This window comes from Bartonella sp. CM86QHHN (assembly GCF_042194695.1).
GTDB lineage: Bacteria > Pseudomonadota > Alphaproteobacteria > Rhizobiales > Rhizobiaceae > Bartonella.
Map to the genome: position 1 here is coordinate 1 of NZ_JBHIND010000083.1, position 23800 is coordinate 23800.

A 23800-nucleotide genomic window follows, 5' to 3' on the forward strand; every position below is an offset into this window, starting at 1 on the left:
AGCAAGCCGGCACCATCATTATATTTGCCAGCTCCCAATGTTGCGACAGCCCTTGCATTAAGACGATTCATAAGAACCATTTTTACTCCTTTCTGCTATAGTTTTTACCCACACATCAACCCCGCTTGTGGTGTGCAAGCAAGTGATTTTGATTGATTCAAGATACACAGATTTAAGATGAGAGAATCTTACGTTATTCAGGGTTCTCATTCAATATGAATAACGCTAGATTATGATTATAAATCAATNCATTCAATATGAATAACGCTAGATTATGATTATAAATCAATATCTTGTATCGTTAGAGTGTGTAATGAATATTCCTAAGTAAGGTTTGCTTATGACACCTAAAGGAGATTGTGTATTACTTTACGCTTTTGTTTCTTTCGTTCTTTAAGGGGAGAGCGTTCTTCATGCAAAACAAGATCTCCCAAACAAAATACACCTATGTTGTCAATTCATGCGCTTTTCTTAAAGAAATATTTATCAATTCTTCTAAACTTATTTTATGATAGTGCTCGTGAGTGGTATCACGAGAGAGTATCCATGAATAATATAACATCTATTCTGCACCACTATCTTTATGCTTCATAAATAGAGAAAATTAGCATTATCACGTTTTGTTAGCCTTTAATGTTTTAATAATTCTTGGCACTTAGGCATTTTCATTCTTTTCTTTAATATTCTTTCATTTACCAATTCTATTTGTGACGCATAAGAAAGCGATTTTGATTGTTTTAAATGTGATGAAGGTAATGAGAAAAAGGTATTTGGAATTGATGATTAAAGTAAAAAAACGATTATTTATCATTGTATATAAATATGTTATCCATAAATACAATCACGTAAAAAGGGGGTAAAACAAGGGGCTAACAAGAAGTTGGATTGTTTACACACGAGAGTTGGTCGGATTCTTCATCTTTTAGGAAAGTCAGTTAAAAAAATTGTTATGTTGTAAAAACGCATGATGAGGATTTTTTTATTATAGAGCAAATAGTATATATGTTATGCAATGCGTTTTTTCATATATTGGGGAGACTTGAGGATAACATGCGTTAAGTATTGTTATTTTATTTGCCTAGCTTCTAATGATGCTACAGCTCTTGTATTTAAAGAGAGTCGTTAAAATGCTTTCTTAAATATTTTTTATCCCTGTGCTAATCTTTTTTTGTGACACGATAAGAAAGTATTTTTTTTGATTCAATTATAATGGGTCTTATTCCCTGTTGAATACGATTATAAATCATTATATCGTTTATACGCATGCATAAAAATTCATAAACCTATAAATATCCTTTAGATAAAATATCACTTTTATTTTTGTTTGTGAGAGAAGGCTAGAAATCAAGATCTGCATAGTGAGCACTTGCAACAATTCCGCGGACGCGATCTGTTAAAAGAGAACGAAAAGAAGGGCGTGATTTAATTCTCATATACCAGTCTTTGGCAGCAGGAGATTGTTCCCAGTCAATTTCCCCTAGAAAGTCAAGTACAGAAATAGAAGCTGCTGCTGCTAGATCTGCATAGGATAAGGCAGAACCGACTAAGCTATCGCGAGAGGCACAGAGCCAATTGAGATAGTTCATATGTGGTAAAATATTGGCACGTGCATTGCGTAAAATTTGTGAATTAGGAGCACCACCGCCGATGGCAAGTGGCATTTCACGTTTATGGATTCGTTCTCGTACGATATGGCGCGTTGCTTCATTTTCGAATTTATTTAAGAACCAGTCATTGAGACGGCGTACTTCCGCACGATCTAAAGGATTTTCTGGAAAGAGCTTATTTTCTTGTCGTAAACTTCCATGTGTTTCGTCTAAATATTCGCAGATAACAAGAGGACCTGATAATGGAACCTCGTGTTCATCGAGAAAAACAGGAACATGACCAGCGGGATTGAGGGCTAGAAATTCGTGTCTTCTTGCCCATTCATATTCTTCAATCAGTTGAGTGGTTACACCATATTCCCCAAGAATGAGGCGTATGAAGCGCGAGGCAGAGGATAGGGGAGAGTGAAAAAGTGTCAGCATAATTTACACTATCAAATAGAGTTGAAGAGAATTCTTTCAAGTAATCATTTTTATAAAGATGCTTGACTAGAAGTACAAGATCATTAGTAGCTGCTAGTAATTATAATTAATAAATTGTTAATGACTAGGAATTGTTCTCTTATGCGATGGTTTGCAAAATGGCAGCACGTAATTCTTCTAAACCGATAGCTTTTTCTGAAGAGGTTACAAGAAGCTCAGGATAAGCTGCTGGGCGTTTAAGAAGCTTTGTTTGTGTGCTCATAATTAATTTTTCCAAAGCATTTGATTTGATTTTATCGCTTTTTGTCAAAACAATGTGATAAGAAACAGCTGCTTTATCAAGGAGAGCAAGAACATCTTCATCATTATTTTTGATTCCGTGCCGTGAATCAATCAAGATATATACACGTTTTAACGTTGTGCGCCCCCGTAAATAGCTAAAAATCAAATTTGTCCACGCATCAACAAGATTTTTAGGAGCAGCAGCAAAACCATAACCAGGCATATCTACTAATGCTAGAGGGGGAAGGTCTCCTAGTTGCCCACTGAATCCATCGGGGACAAAATAATTAAGCTCTTGAGTCCGTCCTGGTGTATTTGAGGTACGTGTTAAGCTTTTTTGTTGGACGAGTGCGTTGATTAAAGATGATTTTCCAACATTGGAACGTCCTGCAAATGCAATTTCTGGTGGTCCTTCGGGGGGGAGAAAGCGTATTGCTGGTACACCACGAATAAAAATCCAATTGCGAGAAAAAATTCCAGAAAGGGAAGAATCTCTTGTCATTCATGCACTTCTTTTTTGGGTGATCTTCTCCAGATGGCTTTCAGATTATCAAAAAGCTCAATTTTAACTCCTTGGCGCTTCATCATGATACCTTGCTGAATGATTGATAATATATTGTTCCATGCCCAATAGATGACGAGACCAACAGGGAAAGAGGCGAGCATAAAAGTAAAGACAACAGGCATCCATGTGAATATCATCGCTTGGGTTTGGTCTTGAGGAGCGGGATTCATACGCATTTGTAAAAACATCGTTATTCCCATAATCAAAGGCCATGCACCAATCATAAGAAATGTTGGCGTTGTATATGGCAAGAGACCAAACAAGTTAAAAAGAGAAGTTGGATCGGGTGCCGCTAAATCTTTAATCCAGCCAAAGAAAGGGGCATGGCGCATTTCAATGGTGATATAGAGAACTTTATAAAGAGCAAAGAATATTGGGAATTGAACCAACATCGGCCAACAGCCTGCAAGGGGATTTATTTTTTCGGTTTTATATAGTTCTATTATTGCCTTTTGTTGTTTGGTTTGGTCATCGGGATACTTTTCTTTTATTTCTAGCAACCGCGGTTGTAAAAGCTTCATGCGTGCCATAGATTTATAAGATTTATTGGCTAGAGGGAAAAGAAGAGTTTTTAAGAGCACTGTGACAAGAAGGATGGCGATACCAAAATTCCCTGTTTGTTTATAAAGAATATCAATGAGGAAAAACATTGGTTTGGTGATGAAATCAAACCAGCCCCAATCAATTAAAAGAGCAAACTTTTTGATTTTTAGGTCATTTTGATAACTATTAATAATTTCAACTTGTTTTGCACCAGCAAAAAGACGATTTGTAACAGTTTTTGTTTCATTTGGGGCAATCGTTAAAAGCGACCCTAGCAAGTCAGACTGATAATGTGTTTGCAAACGATCAAAATAAATAAAACGGCTTGTATATTCTTTATTTTGCGGGGGAATAACTGCTACAGCCCAATATTTATCGGTAATACCAATCCAACCTCCTGTTACTTTGGAAAAAGTCACGCTCTTTTGCCCATTATCAGGATTTGGGTCAAGCTCTGCTAAGGTTTTATATTTTTCAGTTTTGAGCGAATCTCCAGCAATACCTATCATACCTTCATGAAGTAAATAGGTTGCATTTGTATGTTCTGGTGGTGCAGCACGTGCAACGCGGGCATAGGACGAGAGATGTATTGGTTGATCACTTTCATTGCTGATAGAATCCTCAATGGTAAACATGAAATGATCATCAACAGAAAGGGTCCGTCGGAAGATTTGTCCCTGTCCATTATTATAAATTAAAGTGATAGGTGTTGAAGGAGTCAGGATTGTATTGTTTCCCTCTACTTGCCATTTTGTATCCGATTGTGGCAAGGCTTTTGCTGGCAAAGACGCACTTGCAAAACCAAATTCAGCAAGGTAGGTCGTTTTGAAACCTTTAGGGTTTAGCAAATCGATTTCCGGTGATTTTTTATCGACTGTTAAACGATATTTTTTGAGGTGAAGATCATCAAATTGTGCACCAACAAGATTAATAGAGCCTTCCAGTTCATTGGTTTGGATCGCAATACGCTCTGTTTTGGCCAATACAGCTTTCCGGATTTCAGGTGTCATGGGCTGTTCGATGATAGATGTAGCTTGATACGTTGAGGTATCGTCAGAAAAATCTGTCGTGGTAGTAGAAAGGGCTGATTGTTGTTTTGACAATTGCTGTGCGATGACTTGTTGTTTTTGTAACTTTGCTTGTTTGGGAGCAACATGAAGAAATTGCCATGCGATGAGCACCACGAAAGATAAGCCAATAGCGATAAAGAAATTGCGATTATATTCCATCCGTACACCCTTGTTGTTGTTGCTGATGTTTTATTTTTGGTTTTATTCGCCGATTTAATTCACTAATCAAGGATGTAAAAGGTGCATGTAACACATCACGGTACGCTACAATGACATAGTCTGTTCCTGCTTCCATGTGGTTTGTTACACCAACTCTCACGGCCTCACGCAAGCGCCTTTTAATACGATTACGTTTCACAGCATTACCGTTTTTACGGGTAACAGTGAAGCCTACACGTGCAAAAAGAGAATCTTTTCTTTCTGTTGTTTGTTCACGAGATTTAACTTCGAGCAAAAATAAAGGACCACGTCGTTTTTCTCCTGTACGGACAGCCAAAAAGTCTGCTCTTTTGCGAATACGGCAGGGATGTTTTTTCTTCATAAAAGAATATTTCGCAATTTCATTAAATGCCTGCAAGCAGACATTGTAGGTTCATAATAAAAGTTTCACAACGAAGAAACGATGAGCAATCCTCAACGGTTGTGAAAATTTAAATGGTTAAGCAGAAAGCCGCTTACGTCCACGAGCACGTCTTGCAGCAATAATTTTACGTCCTCCAGCTGTGGCCATGCGTGCACGAAACCCATGGCGGCGTTTACGGACAAGTTTAGAGGGTTGGTAAGTACGTTTCATTTATTTAAATACCGCGGAGTGCGGCCCTTCTTAATCTTCGTTTTATGAGTAGTTATGCGCGAGATAAACAATTTTATCCTATCATACGGCTGTTAACCCATAAGGAAAAATATAAAAAAAGTCAATCTTAGATTGTTTTTCTCTCTCTTGAAAGAATACAAAACACCTTATAACTATCTGTAACGCTTTTTTACAATACTGTAGGAGTGTTAGAAAATAACGATTGAAGCTACAGAACATAAATAGCTAGGGCCTTAAAGAATTAAAGAAGGTGTGACTGATTACTGTATGCTCAATTTAAAATATCCTTTAAGATTAAGAGTTTTTTTCAGTTTTTGTTTTTACAAAATTTTTATCAGAATATTCATTAAAGTGGTTGTAGCACAAACGTGATTGATAGGATTTTATAGCAGATTTTATGTTTGAGCTTCTTTATTTTAAGGATGGTTTCATATTTTTAAAGAGATAAGAGATGTATACTTTATAATGCTGAGTAAAGTAGAAAATTATCAGGTGATGAACCTTGTAAGTATTTTTCGTTCTTATGCTTATATTTGCTGGTATTTTTATAGAGAGGAAAGAACATGGATCTTATCACAAGTGAGGCTGTCCGCAACGTATTACGTACAATCAAAGGACCAGATCTTGAAAGCGATATTGTGTCGTTGGGTCTTCTTTCAGAAATATTGATTGCTGATGGTAAGGTTTTCTTTTCCATTACAGTTCCTGATGGAGGTGTGCAAAAATGGGAATCATTGCGTCGTTCTGCTGAAAAGGTGGTATGTGCTTTGGAGGGAGTGAAATCTGCTGTTGTTACACTTACAGCAGAAAAAATAACAAAGACAGCACCTAGTCGAAGAGCAAATCTCTTACCGATCAAAATGCCCATAGAAGGTGTGCGGCATGTGATTGCTGTTGCTTCTGGAAAAGGAGGGGTCGGAAAATCTACGATGGCAATAAATATCGCCTTAGCTTTACAAGATTCTGGTTTCAAGACGGGGGTGATGGATGCTGATATTTATGGTCCTTCGTTGCCACGTTTGACAGGACTTGTTAATCAAAAACCACAGCTTATTGGAGAAAAAAAGATTCAACCTCTTGAAAAATTTGGACTTAAATTGATGTCGATGGGATTTTTGGTTGAGGAAGAAAAGCCGGTAGTATGGCGTGGTCCTATGGTTATGGCAGCTGTAACGCAATTGTTACGAGATGTTGTATGGGGGCCTCTGGACGTTTTAGTCGTTGATATGCCGCCCGGTACAGGGGATGCACAATTAACGCTTGCCCAACAGGTACAATTAACAGGTGCGTTGGTTGTCTCTACGCCCCAAGATCTTGCTTTAGTGGATGCACGTAAAGCAATAGAAATGTTCATGAAAGTTAATGTTCCTATTTTAGGACTCATTGAGAATATGAGTTATTTTATCGCTCCTGATACGGGAAAACGCTATGATATTTTTGGCTATGGTGGTGCACGGGCAGAAGCGGAACGTCGAGAAGTCCCTTTCTTAGCGGAAATACCGCTTGATGCAGCTTTACGATTTTCTTCAGATGAAGGAATCCCTATTTTTGTTGCTAAGCCTAGTGAAGAGCATGCTAAACTATATCGTAAAATTGTTGATCAAATAAAAAATCAACTCTTTTGAATGGGGGGGATGTTATAAGAGAGTTTATTAAAACACAATCATGAAAGACATAAAAATAGTCGCTTCTTTGTAAGAGGAAGTTTTAATGTGTGAATGGAGTATATAGGTTAAATAAACAAAAAATTATTCATGCGTTTGGATAACCTGAAGGGGAACAAAATTGAAGAGCTAGAGCTGTGAGGTAGAAAAAAATATTGGACTTGAGGCAAAAAGAAGAAGACCGAAAATAAAAATAATTTAGAAAAATTGTAAAAGGTTGTAAAAAATATTTTAATAATCAATTTTTTCATAAAAAAGCATTTTTTGATGTGAGTTTTCTTGATATACATCTTCAACATTTAGTTTTTTCTTATTGAGATGATAAAAATATTGGTCAAGTCTTTTTAGAAGCATTCATTTTTTGCAAAGTAGCTTCAAGAGCCATTGTTAAAGCATTCTTTCCCCCTTGTTGAGAAAAGTAATTTGACAAAAATTCATTTGTTCCACCCTTTGTTGAAAACTCTTTTTCAAGCAGTGCAAAATCGAGAGATACAGAACGATCCGTTGCTATAGTTTTACGCATTTCATCTGTAAGATTTCCAAACATCATGGTAAGGAATTCTGCTGATTGTTGTTTTTTTAACCCTTGTGTTATAAACCATTGATGGGCAGTTTTTATAAAATTAAAATATACTCCCATAAGTGAACCAGCTGTCATAAAAAGATTAAACTGCTCTTCCTTATCCAGCACCAATGTGCCCCCCAATGCATCAAATAAAGTGCGCAAAAAGGGATGATTGGGATAGATTGGTGTCAAATTTTTGCATTCTGCAACAAAAGGTAATGGAACAGCACGATAAACTTTATGATTAATCCACTCTTCTATTTCTGCTGCTTTTGCCATAGCAAGTACGGAAATAACCAGCTGTTCTGGACGAAAACAAAGAGAGCGCAAAACGTCTTCTGCAATTTGATTGGGCAAGCAAAGAAAAACACAATCACTAACATCGAGCAACGCTTGGTTATTTTCAGCAATCATAACTTTATCATAAGTGCGTGAAAGGCGCTTTGCTGTTTGTGCATTGCGAGGCGAAACAATAATGGAAGAAACATCAAAGTTGCTTGTCATTAAGCCATTCACCATTGAAGCACTGATTGTACCCGTTCCCAAAAAGCCAAGTCTCATTATCTATTTCTCAGTTTCATATTTTAAAAGGAATTTCAATCAACATCTCAGGTGTTTTAACTAACATAAACGCTAATTGAAGAAGCAACACATAACATAGCAAGAATAATCAAAACCAAATAGATTTTGGGCTTGTCAAAGAGAACGGCAAAAGCAGAAAACCAACCAACAACAGCTGCGGCTAATGCAAATAAAAAACCTGGTTTATTCATAAGCACAATATGCATTGCCATTAAACCACCAATAATTAGCGCTCCAAAAATGATGAGCAAACCTGTTGCAAACTTTTCATAATCATCCATATTTCGCTCCTTATAGCGCTCAATTATTACACACTTTTTAACGCATATGCACATAAAAACGAAATGTTTTTTATTGAATATGGTTAAAACGGGGGGTGCCGTTTATTGATCAGATGTAAAAAATGCAGGGATATGCTGTGGCCAACGCCAAGGTAAAATTGCAATTAAATCAAAGCGTACAGACAAAAGGGCATAATCTTTTTGCCGTGCGAGCCAAATATCGGCAGCTGCCTCAATTCGCTTTTCATTCATTCGGGAAACCGCTTCCATTGCTTCAGCCAACGTTGAACGTGCTTTAACTTCAACGATTAACACAAGATTTCCGCGTCGTGCAATTAAATCAATTTCTCCACATTTTGTTTTAAAACGCCTTTCGGCAATGTGAAACCCTTTGCAACGTAGCCACAAAGCTGCCAATTTTTCTGCACGAACCCCTCGATAAAAAGACTTTTGTCTGCGTTTTTTTTGTATCATTTTACGCATTTTTTAAAAAGATTAATCGCTGAAAAAGTTCCTGCTTTTTAAAACCGGTTTTTTTTGCAACAAAAGCTGCCGCTTGAGCAGCAGAATGTGTCCGTGCGCGTTCTAATAGCATTTCATCAATTTCTTGATCACTTATCACATTTAAAGAAGAAGATGATTCTCCAACAAGGACAACAATTTCCCCACGAATATGTGCTTGTTTTCTGTAATTTTCTAACAAATTTCCCAAATTGGAAACATCTACTGTTTCAAACTTTTTTGTTAATTCACGACAAATGGCAGCAGGTCGATCAGCCGAAAAAAGAGTGACCATATCCTGTAAAGTTTCAACAAGACGATGCGGTGATTCATAAAAAATCAAAGTTGCTGGAATCTCTTTTAATTGTTCCAACCGTTTTCGGCGCTGTAGCTTTCGTGCACTCAAAAAACCTGCAAAAAAAAAGCTATCAGTAGGAAGCCCTGTCGGTATAAGAGCGGCTAAAAGAGCGGATGCTCCAGGAATAGGAATAATTTTATGACCAGCTTTACGGGCCTCTTCCACCAATCGAAATCCAGGATCAGAAATAAGTGGTGTTCCGGCATCTGAAACAAGTGCTACTGTTTTGTTTTCTGCTAAAGCCGCTAAGAGCTTCGGACCCGCTTTTTGCGCATTATATTCATGATAGAGAAAAGGTTTTTTTTGAATACCGTAACGTTCCAACAAAACACGTGTTACTCGCGTATCCTCACACGCTAAAATATCAATTCCTGCAAGTACTTGCAAAGCACGAAGCGTAATATCTGCAAGATTTCCGATAGGTGTTGCCACAAGATAAAGCCCTGATTCTATAACGGGTGCAGAATAAGCATGCGCACCTATAAAATATGCTTTTTCACACATGCTCTTTTCTTTTCATTAAATTCTCCTCACCACAAGATTTTTATCCATACTCATAAGCCATTTTAGCTCATTTTTTACCAGCACATTTTTTATCATTACAAAGGCTTACCTTATTCGAATAATCGATTACACTACAATAAGATAATTTCATATTTAATATCTTAATTTAACATTATTATCTATTTTGATCCGCGTTATTTTTTCCAGTAAAACAAATTCCAAATGTAACCAATATTCTATCTACCCCATGATTTTCTATAAAGTTTTTCCTTCGAGAACCAAAAAACAATTTTACCCAATGTTATAATCTCATGCTTGTTTGTGCTCTTTTAAAAGCTAAGCTTTTTAGATTATTTCCATAACGCCGATTTTTCAAATATTCTATTGATATCCAAACTGTTTTTCTGAGCAAATGTAAACAGCCCCTTTTGAAACACATACAGTTAACTGGCAGCTGACTTGATCAAATATAAGCTCTTATCAGCAAAATACTTTATTTTTTCATATTCTCTACAGCTTTAACAGTATACAGTATAATGAGTACCTTAGAAAAGTTTAAGGCTAAATTTTATCTTAAACATTTGATTTATAATAGAAAATTTATTATTTTGCCTATTAATTAGGAGCTTTAAATATCGTAACATTATCTCAGCTCTTCTTATAGTCAATTAATCAAAATCATTTTTGTGCATCTTGAAACCTCCTTAAAACAAAGATTATCGCCTCATTGGAGATCGCAGAGAAAATAATGCTGTTAGCTTGTACTTTTTATTTCATAAATATGGAACTGTTCGTTCACAGGATTGCGTTATACCTTTTTCGGATAGTGTCGCAAAATTATTGTTTGATATGAGAGCTATCTCTTAAAAACAAGCCCATGACTGAACAACACAAGTCTGCTTTAATTTTGGATACCTTATTTTTTCTGAAGGATATGCTCCCATAAAAAAACGTAAGTAATAAAAGCGGGGACAATACGTTATCTCTTCTTTTTAGAGGATATTGTGATGCTTTTGAAAGTTTTAAAACCGAATGGACAGATGATAGTAAAGAGGAAAACAGTTTTTTCCTTTCAGATTTGATGTTCTTGCTAAATGAAGCTGTATTTTCGTTTCAGAGATTACTCAAATAGAATATGCAATATTTTTGCTCTAGCTACAAAAGCTGGAACGGCGTGCAGAGCTTTCATTCACCTTAATCTTTCTTTTAAATATACCACTTGTGTTCAATTTGGATGTTGATTTACAAGCAATAGCGAAAGCACAAGCTTTAAAAAAAACAACTCTATAAAACGCGTCATAGAGTGGTCATGAAAGCTATTTTGTTTTTATCAGGTGTTTTGCTAATAGCGATAGTCTCCATGGCTTGGCATCTGCTTATTCTTACGGTATTTGTACACATTCATTGCAGTATATTGGTAAAGGTTAGATGCAAGGCGATTATCTTTAATGCAAAAATAAAAGGTTAATGTAAGATTTTTTCGTGTCATTATCATTAGAAACATAAAAAGGGCTTGAACAAGCATGCTCTTTATCTCTTTATCTCACAATGTTTTTTCTACATTCATTCGTGGTTTTCTTGAGTGAGCATTACTTGGCAAAGTGTAGGAGAAAAAATAAATGTGAAGCGCATCTTCAGGGGGGGGCTCTTGGCTAGTTAAAACGATTGATGTTTCTTATGAGAGGGCTAAAAGCATTTTGGATCATATGGGAGAGGGGGTAAAGTAGAACGGGCTTATTTTCCTTCAGATTTTCGAGAACCGCGGCTGTTTCTTTATCGCAGAATTGTCAAGAATATATTCATTATTGTTTTGTCATTTAGATAAAAAATTTTTGATAAAAATATGTTATGTTTTTTTATTGAAAAAAGTCATGCGGTAGGGAGAGTATTTTATATGAGAATAGAGTTCTTTTTACATTGTGAAAGAACGTATGCAGGAAGGTAATTGATAGATTTCTGATCTGAGGGAAATATTTTTATCCATTGCGTTTTGTATATTTCAATTTTAGGAAAATGAACAATGATTATACATTGGAAAATTACATATTGGGATAGAAGGGCCCCTCATTGCCTTGTGGACAGATCCAAGTGATATTTTGGTTTGGGTCTTTGATGTCACACGTTTTACAATGTATACAATTTGAAGCGTTGATCACATAAGTCAGATGATCATTATCCTCTAGCCACTCGTAGACAGCGGCGGGGCAATAGTTTGTGGAAGGTCCTCCGTAGATTGCATATTCAGACTCCTTTTGCTTTTTTAATGAGGCTATTTTTAAATGGCAAGGTTGATTTTCTTCATGATGCGTATTGGAAAGGGCAACACTTGAAAGGCGATCAAAGGTTACAACGCCATCTGGTTTTGGGTAAGCAATGGGTTGAAATTTTTCTGCTGGTTCAAGGCATGCATAATCTTCTTTTCCGTGGGAGAGTGTTTTAAATAAGGAAAATCCGAACAGTTGTTGCCACCACATATCAAAACCAGCAAGTTTAATTCCATATTTTGTCCCATATTTTGCCCAGAGCGGTTTGGCGTTTCGCACTTTATAAAGATCTTTGCCAATGAGCCCTTTTCGCCATTGTTCTTCGATTTCTTTAACCTCATCATGGGCACGCCCTTGTGCAAGAGCGGTAGCGATTTTATCGGCAGCTAATATGCCAGATAAGATGGCATTGTGTGATCCTTTGATACGAGGAACATTGACAAATCCAGCAGAGCAGCCAATAAGTGCCCCACCAGGAAAGGTGAGTTTTGGTACAGATTGCCAACCTCCTTCGCTGATAACACGTGCACCATAGGAAAGACGTTTTGCGCCTTTAAAGATTTTATAGAGTTTTGGATGTGTTTTAAAACGTTGAAATTCTTCAAAGGGAGAAAGATAAGGATTTTTGTAATCTAAGTGCACAACAAAACCGACAGAAATGATATTGTTTTCTTGGTGATAAATAAAGCCACCGCCACCGGTATTATTGTCTAGGGGCCAACCAGTGAAATGTTGTACTAAACCGCGTTGGTGTTTGTTGGGGGCAATTTCCCAGAGCTCCTTGAGACCAAGACCAAATTTTTGTGGTTCTCGATTTTTGCTAAGATTAAAATGTTGTATCAGTTGTTTTGCAATTGAGCCGCGTGCTCCTTCCGCAATCAGAGTATATTTTGCTAATAAAGCCATCCCAGGCATATAATTTTTTCCAGGGGTTCCATCTTTGTTAAGCCCCATATCACCGGTGAGAACACCAATGATAGCTCCGTTATCTTTTTGGATGATGGGTTCTGTTGCTGCAAAACCAGGATAGATTTCAACACCCAACGCTTCAGCTTTTTTGCTTAGCCAGCGGCAGACGCTCCCAAGCGAAACGATATAACATCCGTTATTTGATAAGATTTTAGGGTGCAAAATATTGGGAAATACTGTGGACTTTTGAGGCTTTAGAAAAAAAAATTGGTCTTGTGTGACAGGGGTTGTGAAGGGATGGTCGTTATCATTTCGCCATTCTGGTAAGAGTGTGTCGATACCAATGGGGTCAACAACTGCGCCAGAGAGAATATGTGCACCAACTTCGGTTCCTTTTTCAACAATTGTGACAGAAAGCTCAGGATTAATTTGTTTAAAACGAATTGCGGCAGAAAGCCCTGCAGGTCCTGCTCCGACAATGACTATGTCAAACTCCATACTTTCACGTTGGTCATGCAGAGGTGCTTTCATGGCTTATAAAGCTTTCTCCAATTCTGGAATAATTTGGTGGAGATCACCTACAAGGGTGTAATCGGCAATTTGCATGATGGGAGCTTCTTCATCTTTATTAATGGCAACAATAATTTGTGCATCCATTATACCGGCTACATGCTGGATTGCACCGGAAATGCCAACGGCGATATAGAGTTCAGGGGCAACGACTTTTCCTGTTTGTCCAATTTGCCAATCATTGGGAGCATAGCCTGCATCCACTGCTGCGCGGCTGGCACCTAAAGCAGCATTTAATTTGTTTGCAAGAGGAAGAAGCAGGGCCATAAATTTCTCTTGAGAACCAAGACCACGCCCGCCTGATATAATAACACGTGCTGAGGTGAGCTCAGGACGATCACTTTTGTTTGTCTCTGCTTTTACGAAAGAAGAAAGATTTGGATTGGGAGCTGGTGTTATTGTTTTAATGGGAGCAGAATTATTTTGGGAAGGCGTTGGGGTGAAAGAAGCGGTGCGAACTGTTATAATCTTTTTATAATCATTGGTGCGTACAGTTTCAAATGCATTGCCTGCATAAATTGGTCGTTTGAAGGTATTGGGTGAAAGAATGGCGGTAATATCTGAAATTTGCATAAGATCAAGAAGAGCTGCTACGCGCGGCATCACATTTTTCCCAGTACTGCTGGATGCTGCCATGATCACATCATAATCCTTTGCTAACATGAGAATTGTATCTGACATAGGCTCGGCAAGTTGATGGGCTAAATAGTCTGCTTTTGCAATAAGAACTTGCCGCACACCATTAAGTTTAGCACTATTTTCCGCTATCGTTTGAATTTTTTCTCCGCAAATCAGAATATCGATATCATTACTGAGTACGCGTGCAGCGGTGAGTGCTTTTGCTGTTTCTTCTGTATTATGATCGGCCAATAAAAGAATTGCCATAAGTTTTTGCCCTTTTATGTGAGTGTTGCTTTTACTCTAGTGGTGAGAATATTAAATGCAGTTCTTCTGTTTTAAGGCTCTGACAAGTTCTACTACATTTGCCACTTTTATACCGGATTGACGGGGTTTTGGCTCTTCAACGCTTAAAATTATTAAGCGTGCTTTCGTATCGACGCCAAGATCAGTAAGAGATTTTTGTTCAATGATTTTCTTTTTTGCTTTCATGATATTGGGGAGAGAGGTGTAACGCGGTTCATTGAGCCGTAGATCGGCGGTCATAACCATGGGAAGGGGAAGACAAAGGGTTTGTGTTCCATTATCAACTTCACGAGTAACTGTAGCATGCCCATTTTCTATGTTAAGATGTGAGGCAAAAGTTGCTTGTCCCCACCCAAGAAGAGCAGCGAGCATTTGTCCTGTTTGGTTGCTATCGTCATCAATTGCTTGTTTTCCTAAAAAGACCATGTCGGGTTTTTCTTCATCAACAATGGTTTTGAGAATCTTAGCAATTGCTAAGGGTTCAAGTGTTTGATCCGTTGTGACAAGAAGTGCGCGATCAGCTCCCATTGCAAGTCCTGTTCGTAGAGTTTCTTGAGCTGCTTCTGGGCCAATTGAAACAAGAAGAACTTCTGAAATTTTACCGGATTCTTTTTGGCGAATGGCCTCCTCCACGGCTATCTCATCAAAAGGATTCATAGACATTTTTACGTGAGACAGATCAACGCCTGTACTATCCGGTTTGACGCGTATCTTGATGTTATAATCAACAACACGTTTGACAGCGACAATTATCTTCATAATGATCCTCTTTGTTTGTATGTTACAAGTTTATAGCAATACTCATAAGAAACCAAATTGTTTAGAATGAAGTCTCAATTTATAACTTGTGTTCTCTTTCGTATAAGCTTTTTTATGTTTACTTGTACTTTCTCGTCGTCATTTTCAATCTTCATATTTTTGCATTGCCATAATTGCCTTATTTGCTTGAATAAAAAGTAAAAAAATCAAACTGTCTTGTGAGAATATTCTTTTTTAGTTTCTTATGCTTTGTTTATGATGGTGCAATAGGTCCTTTATGCAATGAAAAATTAAGTGAAAAAGATAAAAATGGGGGAATGATTTTGCTCTTCAAATCTTGAAGACAGAAAAATTAAAGATCTTTCTTTCAAATATTTTAGATAAAGATTGGGGAAAATATTTCTAACAAAAAAGTTTTTGGAAGTTCTTAAAGCTCTATTTACTAAAATAGAGCACACTTTCTCATCATTTGTTGCGATTCTTTTCAAAAAGGTTAATGAGGGGTAGGCGTTTGTGAATACGAAGGGTCATACGATCGACCAGGCGACCAAACAGGTTAGGAACGATAAAGTCTTTTCTTTTGTTGAACAGAAAGAGAGAATGGATACTTCTGTAGAAGTAACGATGTCGGATATTGCTCAAAAATTACGCACCGTTTATGCGCAAATGCAAATGAAGCATCCGCCTCGTTCTTTAATGCAGCAGAATTCGGTAGAAGAGCATTTTAAATCTTACTTAGATGATATTAGTCGGGCCATTTTGGCTGAACATTATATACGTCGTCAAAGAGAAAAAAAGCTTTTCCAGTCTTTAGAGCAGATTAAAACAATTGTTCAAAGTTTGCAGAGTGAAAAAAAAAGCTTAGAAGAAGCAGCGGTAACACGACGGGTGTCTCGTTCAAAATCACCTGATTCTGTTGTACAAAAACTTGCTCACATGGAATGTGAGGGAAATCAAGAACACTTATTACTTCAAAAGGTGCAAAATTTTTCGAAAGAAAACAGCATAATTTCACTCAAAACAAATGTTGAAAATACGTTGCAGCAAGAAAATAGAAGCCCTTTGCCCAGTGATGCTCTGAAATCTTCTTTTAAAAAGGTTGAGGGAGTAGTGAAGCATGCTGTGATAGAAGAAAAAGGTATGATGGGTGCTCAGGCATCTAATCATTGCATTGAGAATGATTTTTCTTCTTTAAGGACGCAGTCTCGGGAACATGTCTCGTTTTTATCTTATTTGGTAAAAAAAGGTGTTCTTTGTTTTTTAACCGTTGCATTTGTGGTAGCGATAACGTTATGTTTTTATAGCTTTTTAAAAGGAGCTCGTTTTTTTTAATTTTTATGATGTTGATGTTAATAGATGTGAAATGTATTGCGCATTCATGTTTGTGCGGAAGCTATAGCAACTAAAATTATCCTTTTAAACACGCAACAGAGATTATTGGAAAAGAGGATAATTGGAGAAGGATTCTCTAATTGTAAAAAAACCTCAAATTATCTTGAAGGTTCTGTAAGTGAGTATTTATTTACCAATTGCTGAAATGTCACTCAATATGCTGATCTTGATTGGTATGGGAGTCGTTGCTGGTTTTTTTTCAGGACTTTTTGGAATCGGTGGTGGGTTTCTCATCACGCCGTTATTGATTTTTTATAATATTCCTCCTGCTATTGCTGTTGGAACAGGTGCTAACCAGATGATTGCTTCATCTGTAACAGGAGCAATTACACATTTTAGAAGACGTACGCTCGATATTAAACTTGGTATTCTTTTGGCGATTGGAGGAGGGATTGGTTCTTTAATCGGGATTCAGGTTTTCTCTGTTTTGAAAAAGTTAGGTCAATTAGACTTAATGATTTCTCTTCTTTATGTGATTCTTCTTGGAAGTGTAGGAAGCTTGATGATCGTTGAAAGTTGGTATGATATGATGCGCAAGCGTAAGGAAGGAAAAGCCAATATTCGTCTTGCTGGTCGACATAATTGGATTCATCGCTTACCCTTAAAAATGCGTTTTCGGACATCTATGATATATGTTAGCATTATTCCAGTTTTAGGGATTGGTCTCATTGTGGGGTTGTTGTCTTCTATTATGGGAATTGGTGGGGGGTTCTTTATGATACCAGCATTGATTTATCTTCTGCGTGTTCCAACCAGTGTGGTGATTGGGACTTCACTTTTTCAGATTACATTTGTGTCTTCTTTCACGACAGTTTTGCAAAGTATGACTAATCAGTCCGTTGATATTGTCTTGGCTTTTTTGTTAATGCTTGGAGGAAGTATTGGTGCGCAATATGGAACACGGGTTGGACGGAAGTTAAAGGCTGAACAATTGCGTATGGCACTTGCATTTTTAGTGTTGATTGTGTGTATGCGTCTTGCTTTTCAATTATTTATACGCCCTGATAATCTTTTCTCTCTGGATATTCTTATGAGATAAAAATGGGTAGATTATTTTCTTTATACATCATTACAGGTTGCTTTTGTTTTATTTCTTTTTCTACATGGTCACATGTTGGGACGCCAGCTACATTCATTGATCAAGTTGACCACGAAACTGTCCAAATTATCGTAACAACGAATACGATTACTGTGGATGCAAATTTTGCTGGTCGTGATCTTTATATTGCTGGTGTTTTGGAAAATATTGATCCGTTATATTCTCGACAGAACCGTTATGATATTGTTGTAAGCTTGGAGGGACAAGATCGGACAATGGTGATGCGAGAAAAAAAACGCAATGCCGGTGTATGGGTCAATACAGATTCTCTTATTTTTAAAAAGGTTCCTCTTTTTTACTCTATGGTCACAACACGTGAAATTGACGATATTACGAGCATTGAAGATTATAAACGCTTAGGGTTAGGATTACTCTATTTGCCATTGCAGACGGATGAACAAGATCAGAAAAAAATACAAATCTTTCGCGATGAACTTATAAAATTGCAAAAAGCTAAAAGCCTTTATTATGAGGAAGTGGGTGGGGTTCGTTTTGGTTCTGACACACTTTTCACAGCGCATTTTCGTTTGCCAGCAAATATCCCAGTTGGACATTATAAAGTTCGTGCTTATCTTTTTCGTGATGGTCAGTTTATTGATAGTACAACAACGACTCTTGAAATTGTTAAAGCACATATCGCTTATACAATTTTTTACGCAGCACATAAGTATCGTTTCTTATATGCTATTGTTGCGGTGATCATTGCTGTTACCACAGGATTTTTATGTCGTTTGATTTTTCGAAAAGACTAGCACAAGGAAAATGTTGAGGGTTTTATTTTTTATGAAAAATGCGTAAGATAAGAAAAATAGGTACAACAATAATCGCTCCCGTCATGGTGATATGAAAGAAGTTTGTAAGCGTTATAAATCCTGTTGCCCATAGAGATTGAAAAAAATCTATAATTTTCTGTATGAGATTTTTGGGTGTCCATCCCAAAAAATTCATTCCGATGCCAATAAAAAATGAAAGGATGAGCAATTTTAAACTAACATGGCTTAATGTGCCCCCAAGAAAAGCACGAAAAGAATCTGACAATTTTTTCTTTCGGTTCATTTTAATATACTTTCGAATATCTTGTTTTTTATTGTATCATCATAGTACAGTGATGTCATTGTCATAAAGGAGAAAGATTTTTTATTTTTTCTTACTTTTTGGGAGCACATCATCTTAGTACTGGTGTAATATCAGTGCTTTAAAATATACACATGTTTTATTGCATTTTTTGCGATATTTTCATGGCGCTTCTTTTATTAAATGAAGGGATATCCTTTCGTCTCGAGAATTTGTAGAGAAATTTTATAACGTTTCAGCATTTCTTATCAGAGTGAGAGTTCTAGTATATTGAAGATTTTGTAACGAACTTATTATTGTCGTGTATAGAAATAATATTTCAAGACAGTTTACTTAAAAAAAGACTATCTATTCTAATAAGGGTATGCTTATATAGGTATTATATTTAGATATTTCAACCTTAGTGCATTGAAAAGATCTTTTTTTCTGAAAAAATGTAAGCAATGAATTGAGTGTTGTTAAAGGAGCAAAGATATTAAAAATACGATGTGGAAAAAAGTTTTGTTATGTGTGGGTGCGTAAAGGAATATCAGGGGGAGCCTATGCTCCTTTTATTTAGAAATAAAATATAATTTAAAAGCTGTTATTTGGCAGAGGATTATGGAAAAATTCAAAATTCCTCTTGTAGGGGGAGGAGGTCATGTCGGTTGATGGGTGAATTTTCCTGTTTTGTTAAAATGTCAAATTGTTAGTAGAGCTCTTTGTTATTAAGGCGCTTAAGCTAACAAAGAAGAGTCTTTTGATGGCATAAAAAGGCGAGAGGAAAGAAGAGACAAGCTTACCCGACAAAAGAGAGAAAATAGTGGTTTTATAGTCTTCAATCGTAGGCGTTATGACATCATGAATAGGCTCTGTTATGGGGGGAGCATTCATTGTATGTCAGAGTGTTTGTTGTTGCATGTTTTGGTTTGTCTTGGCTTATAGCCATGGGTAGAAGTCCGTGGTTGGTAAGTGGTGTTGTTTGAAGGTTTTAATAATACTTTGTTTGAGGCGCTTATGGATCATCTAACCTTATTATTAAGCATGTGCTTGTTGTGTGGGAAATTTATATAGTAAACTTTAAAAGGAAAAGTCTATGAACTTGAAGAAAAAAATATTACAAAATAGCAGCTCTCTTGTTTCTGCTTTTATAGCTTTGGCGATGGTTGCACAACAAGTTTCAGCAAAAACACCCGCTGATACCCTTGTGATGGCTTGGAATCTTGATGCAATTAGTACATTTGATCCCGCACAACTTAATGATGTTTATGGAAGTGAAATTGTTCGCAATGTTTGTGATAATTTGGTCAGTACTGCGACAAATGATCCTGCTAAAATGGTTCCCGCTTTAGCAACACATTGGGATGTTTCAGGTGATGATCACAGTACGGTGATTACTTTTCATTTACGTGATGGTTTGAAGTTTAATGATGGTCGATCAGCCAATGCCAATGATCTTCTTTGGAGTATGAAGCGGATTGTCAAATTGAAGATGGGTAATGCGGCAATTTTTAATGAATATGGAATTACAGAGCAAAATGTTGATGATGCTTTGCAAGCCCCAGATAAGAAAACAGTGGTGATGAAATTTGATAAGCCTTATCCAGCAGAGCTCATTCTTAATAATATTGTTGCAAGTCCGGCAACAGCTTTGCTTGATCGTAAGACGATTATGAAGCATGAAAAAGATGGCGATTTTGGAAATCAGTATTTGAAAAGTCATGCTGCTTGTGTTGGTCCTTATCAGTTAAAAAGTTGGCGCTCTGGAGAAGCTCTTTTGTTGCGTGCAAGCTCTCACTATTGGGGACAAGCGCCTAAACTGAAGCAGATTTTAATTCGCCATGTTGCAGAGCCCGGAACACAACGTTTGTTGTTGCAAAAGCACGATATTGATGTTGCTCGTGATTTGACCCCTGAAGATCTTGCAGATCTGCAAAAAACAACAGATGTTAAAATCGAAGAAGTGTTAGAACCATCTATGATGTACTGGGGATTTAACATGACAAATCCTATTTTTGCTAAGGAAAAAGTACGTTTGGCGATGCGTTATCTCATAGATTATGAAGGTCTTGGCAAGAAGCTTCTCAAAGGTGTTGGTGTTCCACGGGCCAGTTTTATTCCTCTTGGCAACTTTGGGGCTTTAGATGAAAAAGAAGGGCAACCCTTTAAACTTGATATTGCAAAAGCCAAGCAGCTTTTAGCAGAAGCTGGTTATCCGAATGGGTTTGAGGCAAATTTTCTCGTATCAAATGCTCCTTATAGGGTGTTGCTTGCTCAGTCACTCCAAGATAGTGCCGCAAAGGCGGGGGTACGTCTTAAAATTGAACGGATGGCCGGTACACAGTTGTTTTCTAAACTTTATGCACGGGCTTTTGATACGATTTTTGTCGGATGGAATAATGATTCTGCGGATCCTCATACTATGGCTTCACGTCTTGTTTATAATCCAGATAATCGGCTTGAGGCAAAAAATACCGCCTATCCTAGTTGGCAATATGGGTATTTGGATGAAACGATGAATCAAAAGGTTCAGGATGCATTGTTTCAAAAAGATCCGCAAAAACGGGCACAACTCTATGCTGATTTACAACGTGAATTGATGCAAAAAGGACCTTATGCGTTTATCTTTCAGAAATATACTGTTATCGCGATGACGCCTGATATCAAAAAGTGGGTTTGGAATAGTGCGCCACATATTTTTTATAGTAAAATTGAAAAATAAGAGTGTCTTCAATGCTGTTCAATAGATAAAGGGCATCGTCATGTCAATAGATAAAGGGCATCGTCATGATATATTCGGCGTATTGTATAAATTTTAAGCTTTGCAATGCGCCGAAGATCATAGGTAATGCGTGATATATTGTTGAATGTCTTTTCAAGACATTCGTTTAAAGATATTTTTCATTCTCATTAGAGGTGTATTTAAGTGGATGTTAAGATCGATATTTCAATTTTTCTGAATTAGAAAGTGGTCAATTTATTTGTTAAAAAACTGAGTATAACATAAAGAAACGAAGTGTAACAAATATCGCGGAATTTAGTGGTGCTAAAGGTGCAAAGGTTTTGCGATGTTGAAGGAAAGTTTTGTTATGGGGGTACACAAGGGATATCAGTTTTTTATGGTGTTTATATTTTCTTTTGCTTTGAAAGATGATGAGATGTCATTTGGAGGGTGTTATTTTACGGGGAGTGATGAAAAAATTAAATTTTCTTTTGAAGAAGGAATAAAAGTCGTTGCATTTGGCAAACTAACGAATTTTTCTGTTTTATCAAATCGTCAAATTGTTATGAAGGCTCGTTGTTATTAAGGTACTTGAGCTAAAAGGGGTAGTGCTTTGATGGTATAGAAAACGCCGGAAGAAATACGAGACAAGCTTGCTTAACAAGATAGAAAAAATACAGGTTTTATAGTCTTCAATAGTAGGCGTTATGATATCGTGATTAAGCTCTGTTGTTGGTGAGCATTCATTGTATATTAGAGTGTTTTCCTTTGTATGTTTTAGTTTGGCTTATAAGTGTAGACAAGAGGAGTCATTGGCAAGAGGTGCTTGTTCTTGAAGATTTTAAAGTTTGGTCTTTAGGAGCCTATCGTTCGTCTAAACTTAAATTAAGCACGTTTTGCTGCATGGAGAATTTATACAATAAACGTTAAAAGGAAAATTCTATGAACGTGAAAAGAAAAATATTGAAAAAGGGCAGTTCTTTTGTTTCTGCTGTTCTTGCAATGGGGATGTTTGTGCAACAAGTTTCAGCAAAAACACCCGCCGATACGCTTGTGATGGCTTGGAATCTCGATCCAATAAATACATTTGACCCTGCACAACTCAATGACCGTTATGGAATTGAAGTGGTTAACAATATTTGTGATAATTTAGTCGTTTCTGCTACAGATGATGCGGCTAAAATGGTTCCCTCGTTAGCGAAGAGTTGGGATGTTTCAAGTGATGATCAGAGTACGGTGATTACTTTTCACTTGCGTGATGGTTTAAAGTTTTATGATGGTCGTCCTGCAAATGCCAATGATCTTGTTTGGGGTATGAAGCGGGTTGTCAAATTGAAATTGTCTAATGCAGCAACATTTAATGAATATGGGATTACAGAACAAAACGTTGATGAGGCTTTTCAAGCACCGGATGACAAAACGGTGGTGATGAAATTTGATAAACCTTATCCAGCAGAGCTCATTCTTAGCAATATTTCCACTAATCGCACTACTGCCTTGCTTGATCGTGAGACACTCATGAAAAACGAACAAGATGGCGATATGGGAAACCGGTATTTGGCAAGCCATTCTGCTTGCGTTGGTCCTTATCAGCTAGAGAGTTGGCGCCCTGGAGAAGGAATTTTGTTGCGTGCAAGCTCCAATTATTGGGGGGAGGCGCCTAAATTGAAGAAGATTTTAATTCGCCATGTCGCGGAGCCTGGAACGCAACGTTTATTATTGGAAAAACATGATATCGATGTTGCACGTAATCTGATGCCAGAGGATTTGGCAGATCTCCAAGCAACAACGGATATTAAAGTTGAAAAAGTGTTGGCGCCCTCCATGATCATATGGGGATTTAATGCGACAAACCCTATTTTTGCCAATGAAAAAGTGCGTTTGGCGATGCGCTATCTTATTGACTATGAAGGACTCGGTAAGACTCTTCTCAAAGATGTTGGTATTCCACGTGCAAGTTTTATTCCTCTTGGTAATCTTGGAGCTTTGGATGAAAAAGAGGGACAACCCTTTAAACTTGATCTCCAAAAAGCAAAGCAACTTTTAACGGAAGCCGGTTATCCGGATGGTTTTGAGGCCAGTATTTTTGCCGGTGCCTCTCCTTATCCTTTTGCTTTGCCTATTGCTCAGTCTCTCCAAGACAATGCAAAAAAAGTTGGAGTACGTTTTAAAATTGAACGTTTTGTAGGTACGCAGTTGTTTTCAAAATTTTATGCGCGTGGTTTTGATACGATTTTTTTCGGATGGAATAATGGCTCTGGGGACCCCCATACAATGGCTTCACGTCTTATTTATAATCCAGATAATCGGCTTGAGGCTAAAAATACAGGCTATGCGAGTTGGTGCCAT

At 37.1% G+C, this 23800-nt stretch carries 20 protein-coding genes; 7 read left to right on the top strand and 13 right to left on the bottom strand.

Annotated features, from left to right (window positions below):
* Positions 1-1337: 1337 nt before the first annotated feature.
* The 5 genes from ACFIKX_RS09370 to rpmH all read right to left on the bottom strand — a co-directional run bounded on the left by ACFIKX_RS09370 (position 1338) and on the right by rpmH (position 5283).
* The gene (locus tag ACFIKX_RS09370; protein WP_375612254.1) at positions 1338-2030 is read right to left on the bottom strand and encodes a glutathione S-transferase family protein; all 693 of its coding nucleotides are present in this window, start codon (positions 2028-2030) and stop codon (positions 1338-1340) included.
* Positions 2031-2169: 139 nt separating this feature from the next.
* A complete protein-coding gene (gene yihA, locus ACFIKX_RS09375; RefSeq protein ID WP_375628255.1) occupies positions 2170-2814 on the bottom strand; it encodes a ribosome biogenesis GTP-binding protein YihA/YsxC in 645 nt (214 codons plus the stop codon).
* Positions 2811-4649 (bottom strand): membrane protein insertase YidC, encoded by a 1839-nt coding sequence (yidC, locus tag ACFIKX_RS09380; protein WP_375628253.1) that lies wholly within the window; start codon positions 4647-4649, stop codon positions 2811-2813. Before yidC ends, yihA begins: the two co-directional genes overlap by 4 nt.
* Entirely contained in the window at positions 4639-5031 is a 393-nt protein-coding gene (rnpA, locus tag ACFIKX_RS09385; RefSeq protein WP_375612257.1) for a ribonuclease P protein component, read from the bottom strand. Before rnpA ends, yidC begins: the two co-directional genes overlap by 11 nt.
* Positions 5032-5148: 117 nt before the next feature.
* Positions 5149-5283: a 50S ribosomal protein L34 gene (rpmH, locus tag ACFIKX_RS09390; protein WP_375612258.1), complete on the bottom strand. Its 135-nt coding sequence runs from the start codon at positions 5281-5283 to the stop codon at positions 5149-5151.
* A gap of 584 nt (positions 5284-5867) precedes the next feature.
* On the opposite strand from rpmH, the gene ACFIKX_RS09395 reads away from it, so the two are divergent.
* A complete protein-coding gene (locus tag ACFIKX_RS09395; protein WP_375613496.1) occupies positions 5868-6929 on the top strand; it encodes an Mrp/NBP35 family ATP-binding protein in 1062 nt (353 codons plus the stop codon).
* Positions 6930-7302: 373 nt separating this feature from the next.
* Here ACFIKX_RS09395 and ACFIKX_RS09400 read toward each other — a convergent pair whose 3' ends face one another.
* From ACFIKX_RS09400 to ACFIKX_RS09430, 7 genes are all read right to left on the bottom strand, one after another.
* Complete coding sequence (locus ACFIKX_RS09400; protein WP_375613497.1) at positions 7303-8094, bottom strand: pyrroline-5-carboxylate reductase; 792 nt, start codon at positions 8092-8094, stop codon at positions 7303-7305.
* Positions 8095-8150: 56 nt separating this feature from the next.
* A complete protein-coding gene (locus ACFIKX_RS09405) occupies positions 8151-8396 on the bottom strand; it encodes a hypothetical protein (RefSeq protein ID WP_375612261.1) in 246 nt (81 codons plus the stop codon).
* A gap of 102 nt (positions 8397-8498) precedes the next feature.
* Positions 8499-8867, bottom strand: coding sequence for a YraN family protein (locus ACFIKX_RS09410; RefSeq protein ID WP_375613510.1), 369 nt, complete (start codon positions 8865-8867; stop codon positions 8499-8501).
* A 4-nt stretch (positions 8868-8871) separates the two neighbouring features.
* Positions 8872-9759: a 16S rRNA (cytidine(1402)-2'-O)-methyltransferase gene (gene rsmI, locus ACFIKX_RS09415; protein WP_375613498.1), complete on the bottom strand. Its 888-nt coding sequence runs from the start codon at positions 9757-9759 to the stop codon at positions 8872-8874.
* A 2039-nt stretch (positions 9760-11798) separates the two neighbouring features.
* Positions 11799-13463: a 4Fe-4S dicluster domain-containing protein gene (locus ACFIKX_RS09420; protein ID WP_375628250.1), complete on the bottom strand. Its 1665-nt coding sequence runs from the start codon at positions 13461-13463 to the stop codon at positions 11799-11801.
* 3 nt (positions 13464-13466) lie between these two features.
* Positions 13467-14387, bottom strand: coding sequence for an electron transfer flavoprotein subunit alpha/FixB family protein (locus ACFIKX_RS09425; protein WP_375628248.1), 921 nt, complete (start codon positions 14385-14387; stop codon positions 13467-13469).
* Positions 14388-14438: 51 nt separating this feature from the next.
* Positions 14439-15185 carry an electron transfer flavoprotein subunit beta/FixA family protein gene (locus ACFIKX_RS09430; protein WP_375628246.1) on the bottom strand — a complete coding sequence of 249 codons (747 nt, stop codon included), beginning with the start codon at positions 15183-15185 and terminating at the stop codon, positions 14439-14441.
* Positions 15186-15698: 513 nt separating this feature from the next.
* Here ACFIKX_RS09430 and ACFIKX_RS09435 point away from each other — a divergent pair.
* The 3 genes from ACFIKX_RS09435 to ACFIKX_RS09445 all read left to right on the top strand — a co-directional run bounded on the left by ACFIKX_RS09435 (position 15699) and on the right by ACFIKX_RS09445 (position 18428).
* Complete coding sequence (locus ACFIKX_RS09435; RefSeq protein ID WP_375628244.1) at positions 15699-16517, top strand: hypothetical protein; 819 nt, start codon at positions 15699-15701, stop codon at positions 16515-16517.
* A gap of 178 nt (positions 16518-16695) precedes the next feature.
* The gene (locus ACFIKX_RS09440; RefSeq protein WP_375612267.1) at positions 16696-17616 is read left to right on the top strand and encodes a sulfite exporter TauE/SafE family protein; all 921 of its coding nucleotides are present in this window, start codon (positions 16696-16698) and stop codon (positions 17614-17616) included.
* A gap of 2 nt (positions 17617-17618) precedes the next feature.
* Positions 17619-18428 carry a TIGR02186 family protein gene (locus tag ACFIKX_RS09445; RefSeq protein ID WP_375628242.1) on the top strand — a complete coding sequence of 270 codons (810 nt, stop codon included), beginning with the start codon at positions 17619-17621 and terminating at the stop codon, positions 18426-18428.
* A 22-nt stretch (positions 18429-18450) separates the two neighbouring features.
* Here ACFIKX_RS09445 and ACFIKX_RS09450 read toward each other — a convergent pair whose 3' ends face one another.
* Positions 18451-18732 carry a DUF6460 domain-containing protein gene (locus ACFIKX_RS09450; RefSeq protein ID WP_375628240.1) on the bottom strand — a complete coding sequence of 94 codons (282 nt, stop codon included), beginning with the start codon at positions 18730-18732 and terminating at the stop codon, positions 18451-18453.
* A 1093-nt stretch (positions 18733-19825) separates the two neighbouring features.
* On the opposite strand from ACFIKX_RS09450, the gene ACFIKX_RS09455 reads away from it, so the two are divergent.
* The 3 genes from ACFIKX_RS09455 to ACFIKX_RS09465 all read left to right on the top strand — a co-directional run.
* Positions 19826-21451: an ABC transporter substrate-binding protein gene (locus ACFIKX_RS09455; protein WP_375628239.1), complete on the top strand. Its 1626-nt coding sequence runs from the start codon at positions 19826-19828 to the stop codon at positions 21449-21451.
* A 367-nt stretch (positions 21452-21818) separates the two neighbouring features.
* A complete protein-coding gene (locus ACFIKX_RS09460) occupies positions 21819-22037 on the top strand; it encodes a hypothetical protein (protein WP_375612270.1) in 219 nt (72 codons plus the stop codon).
* 356 nt (positions 22038-22393) lie between these two features.
* On the top strand, positions 22394-23800 hold a 1407-nt coding region (locus ACFIKX_RS09465), incomplete at its 3' end, for an ABC transporter substrate-binding protein (RefSeq protein WP_375646020.1).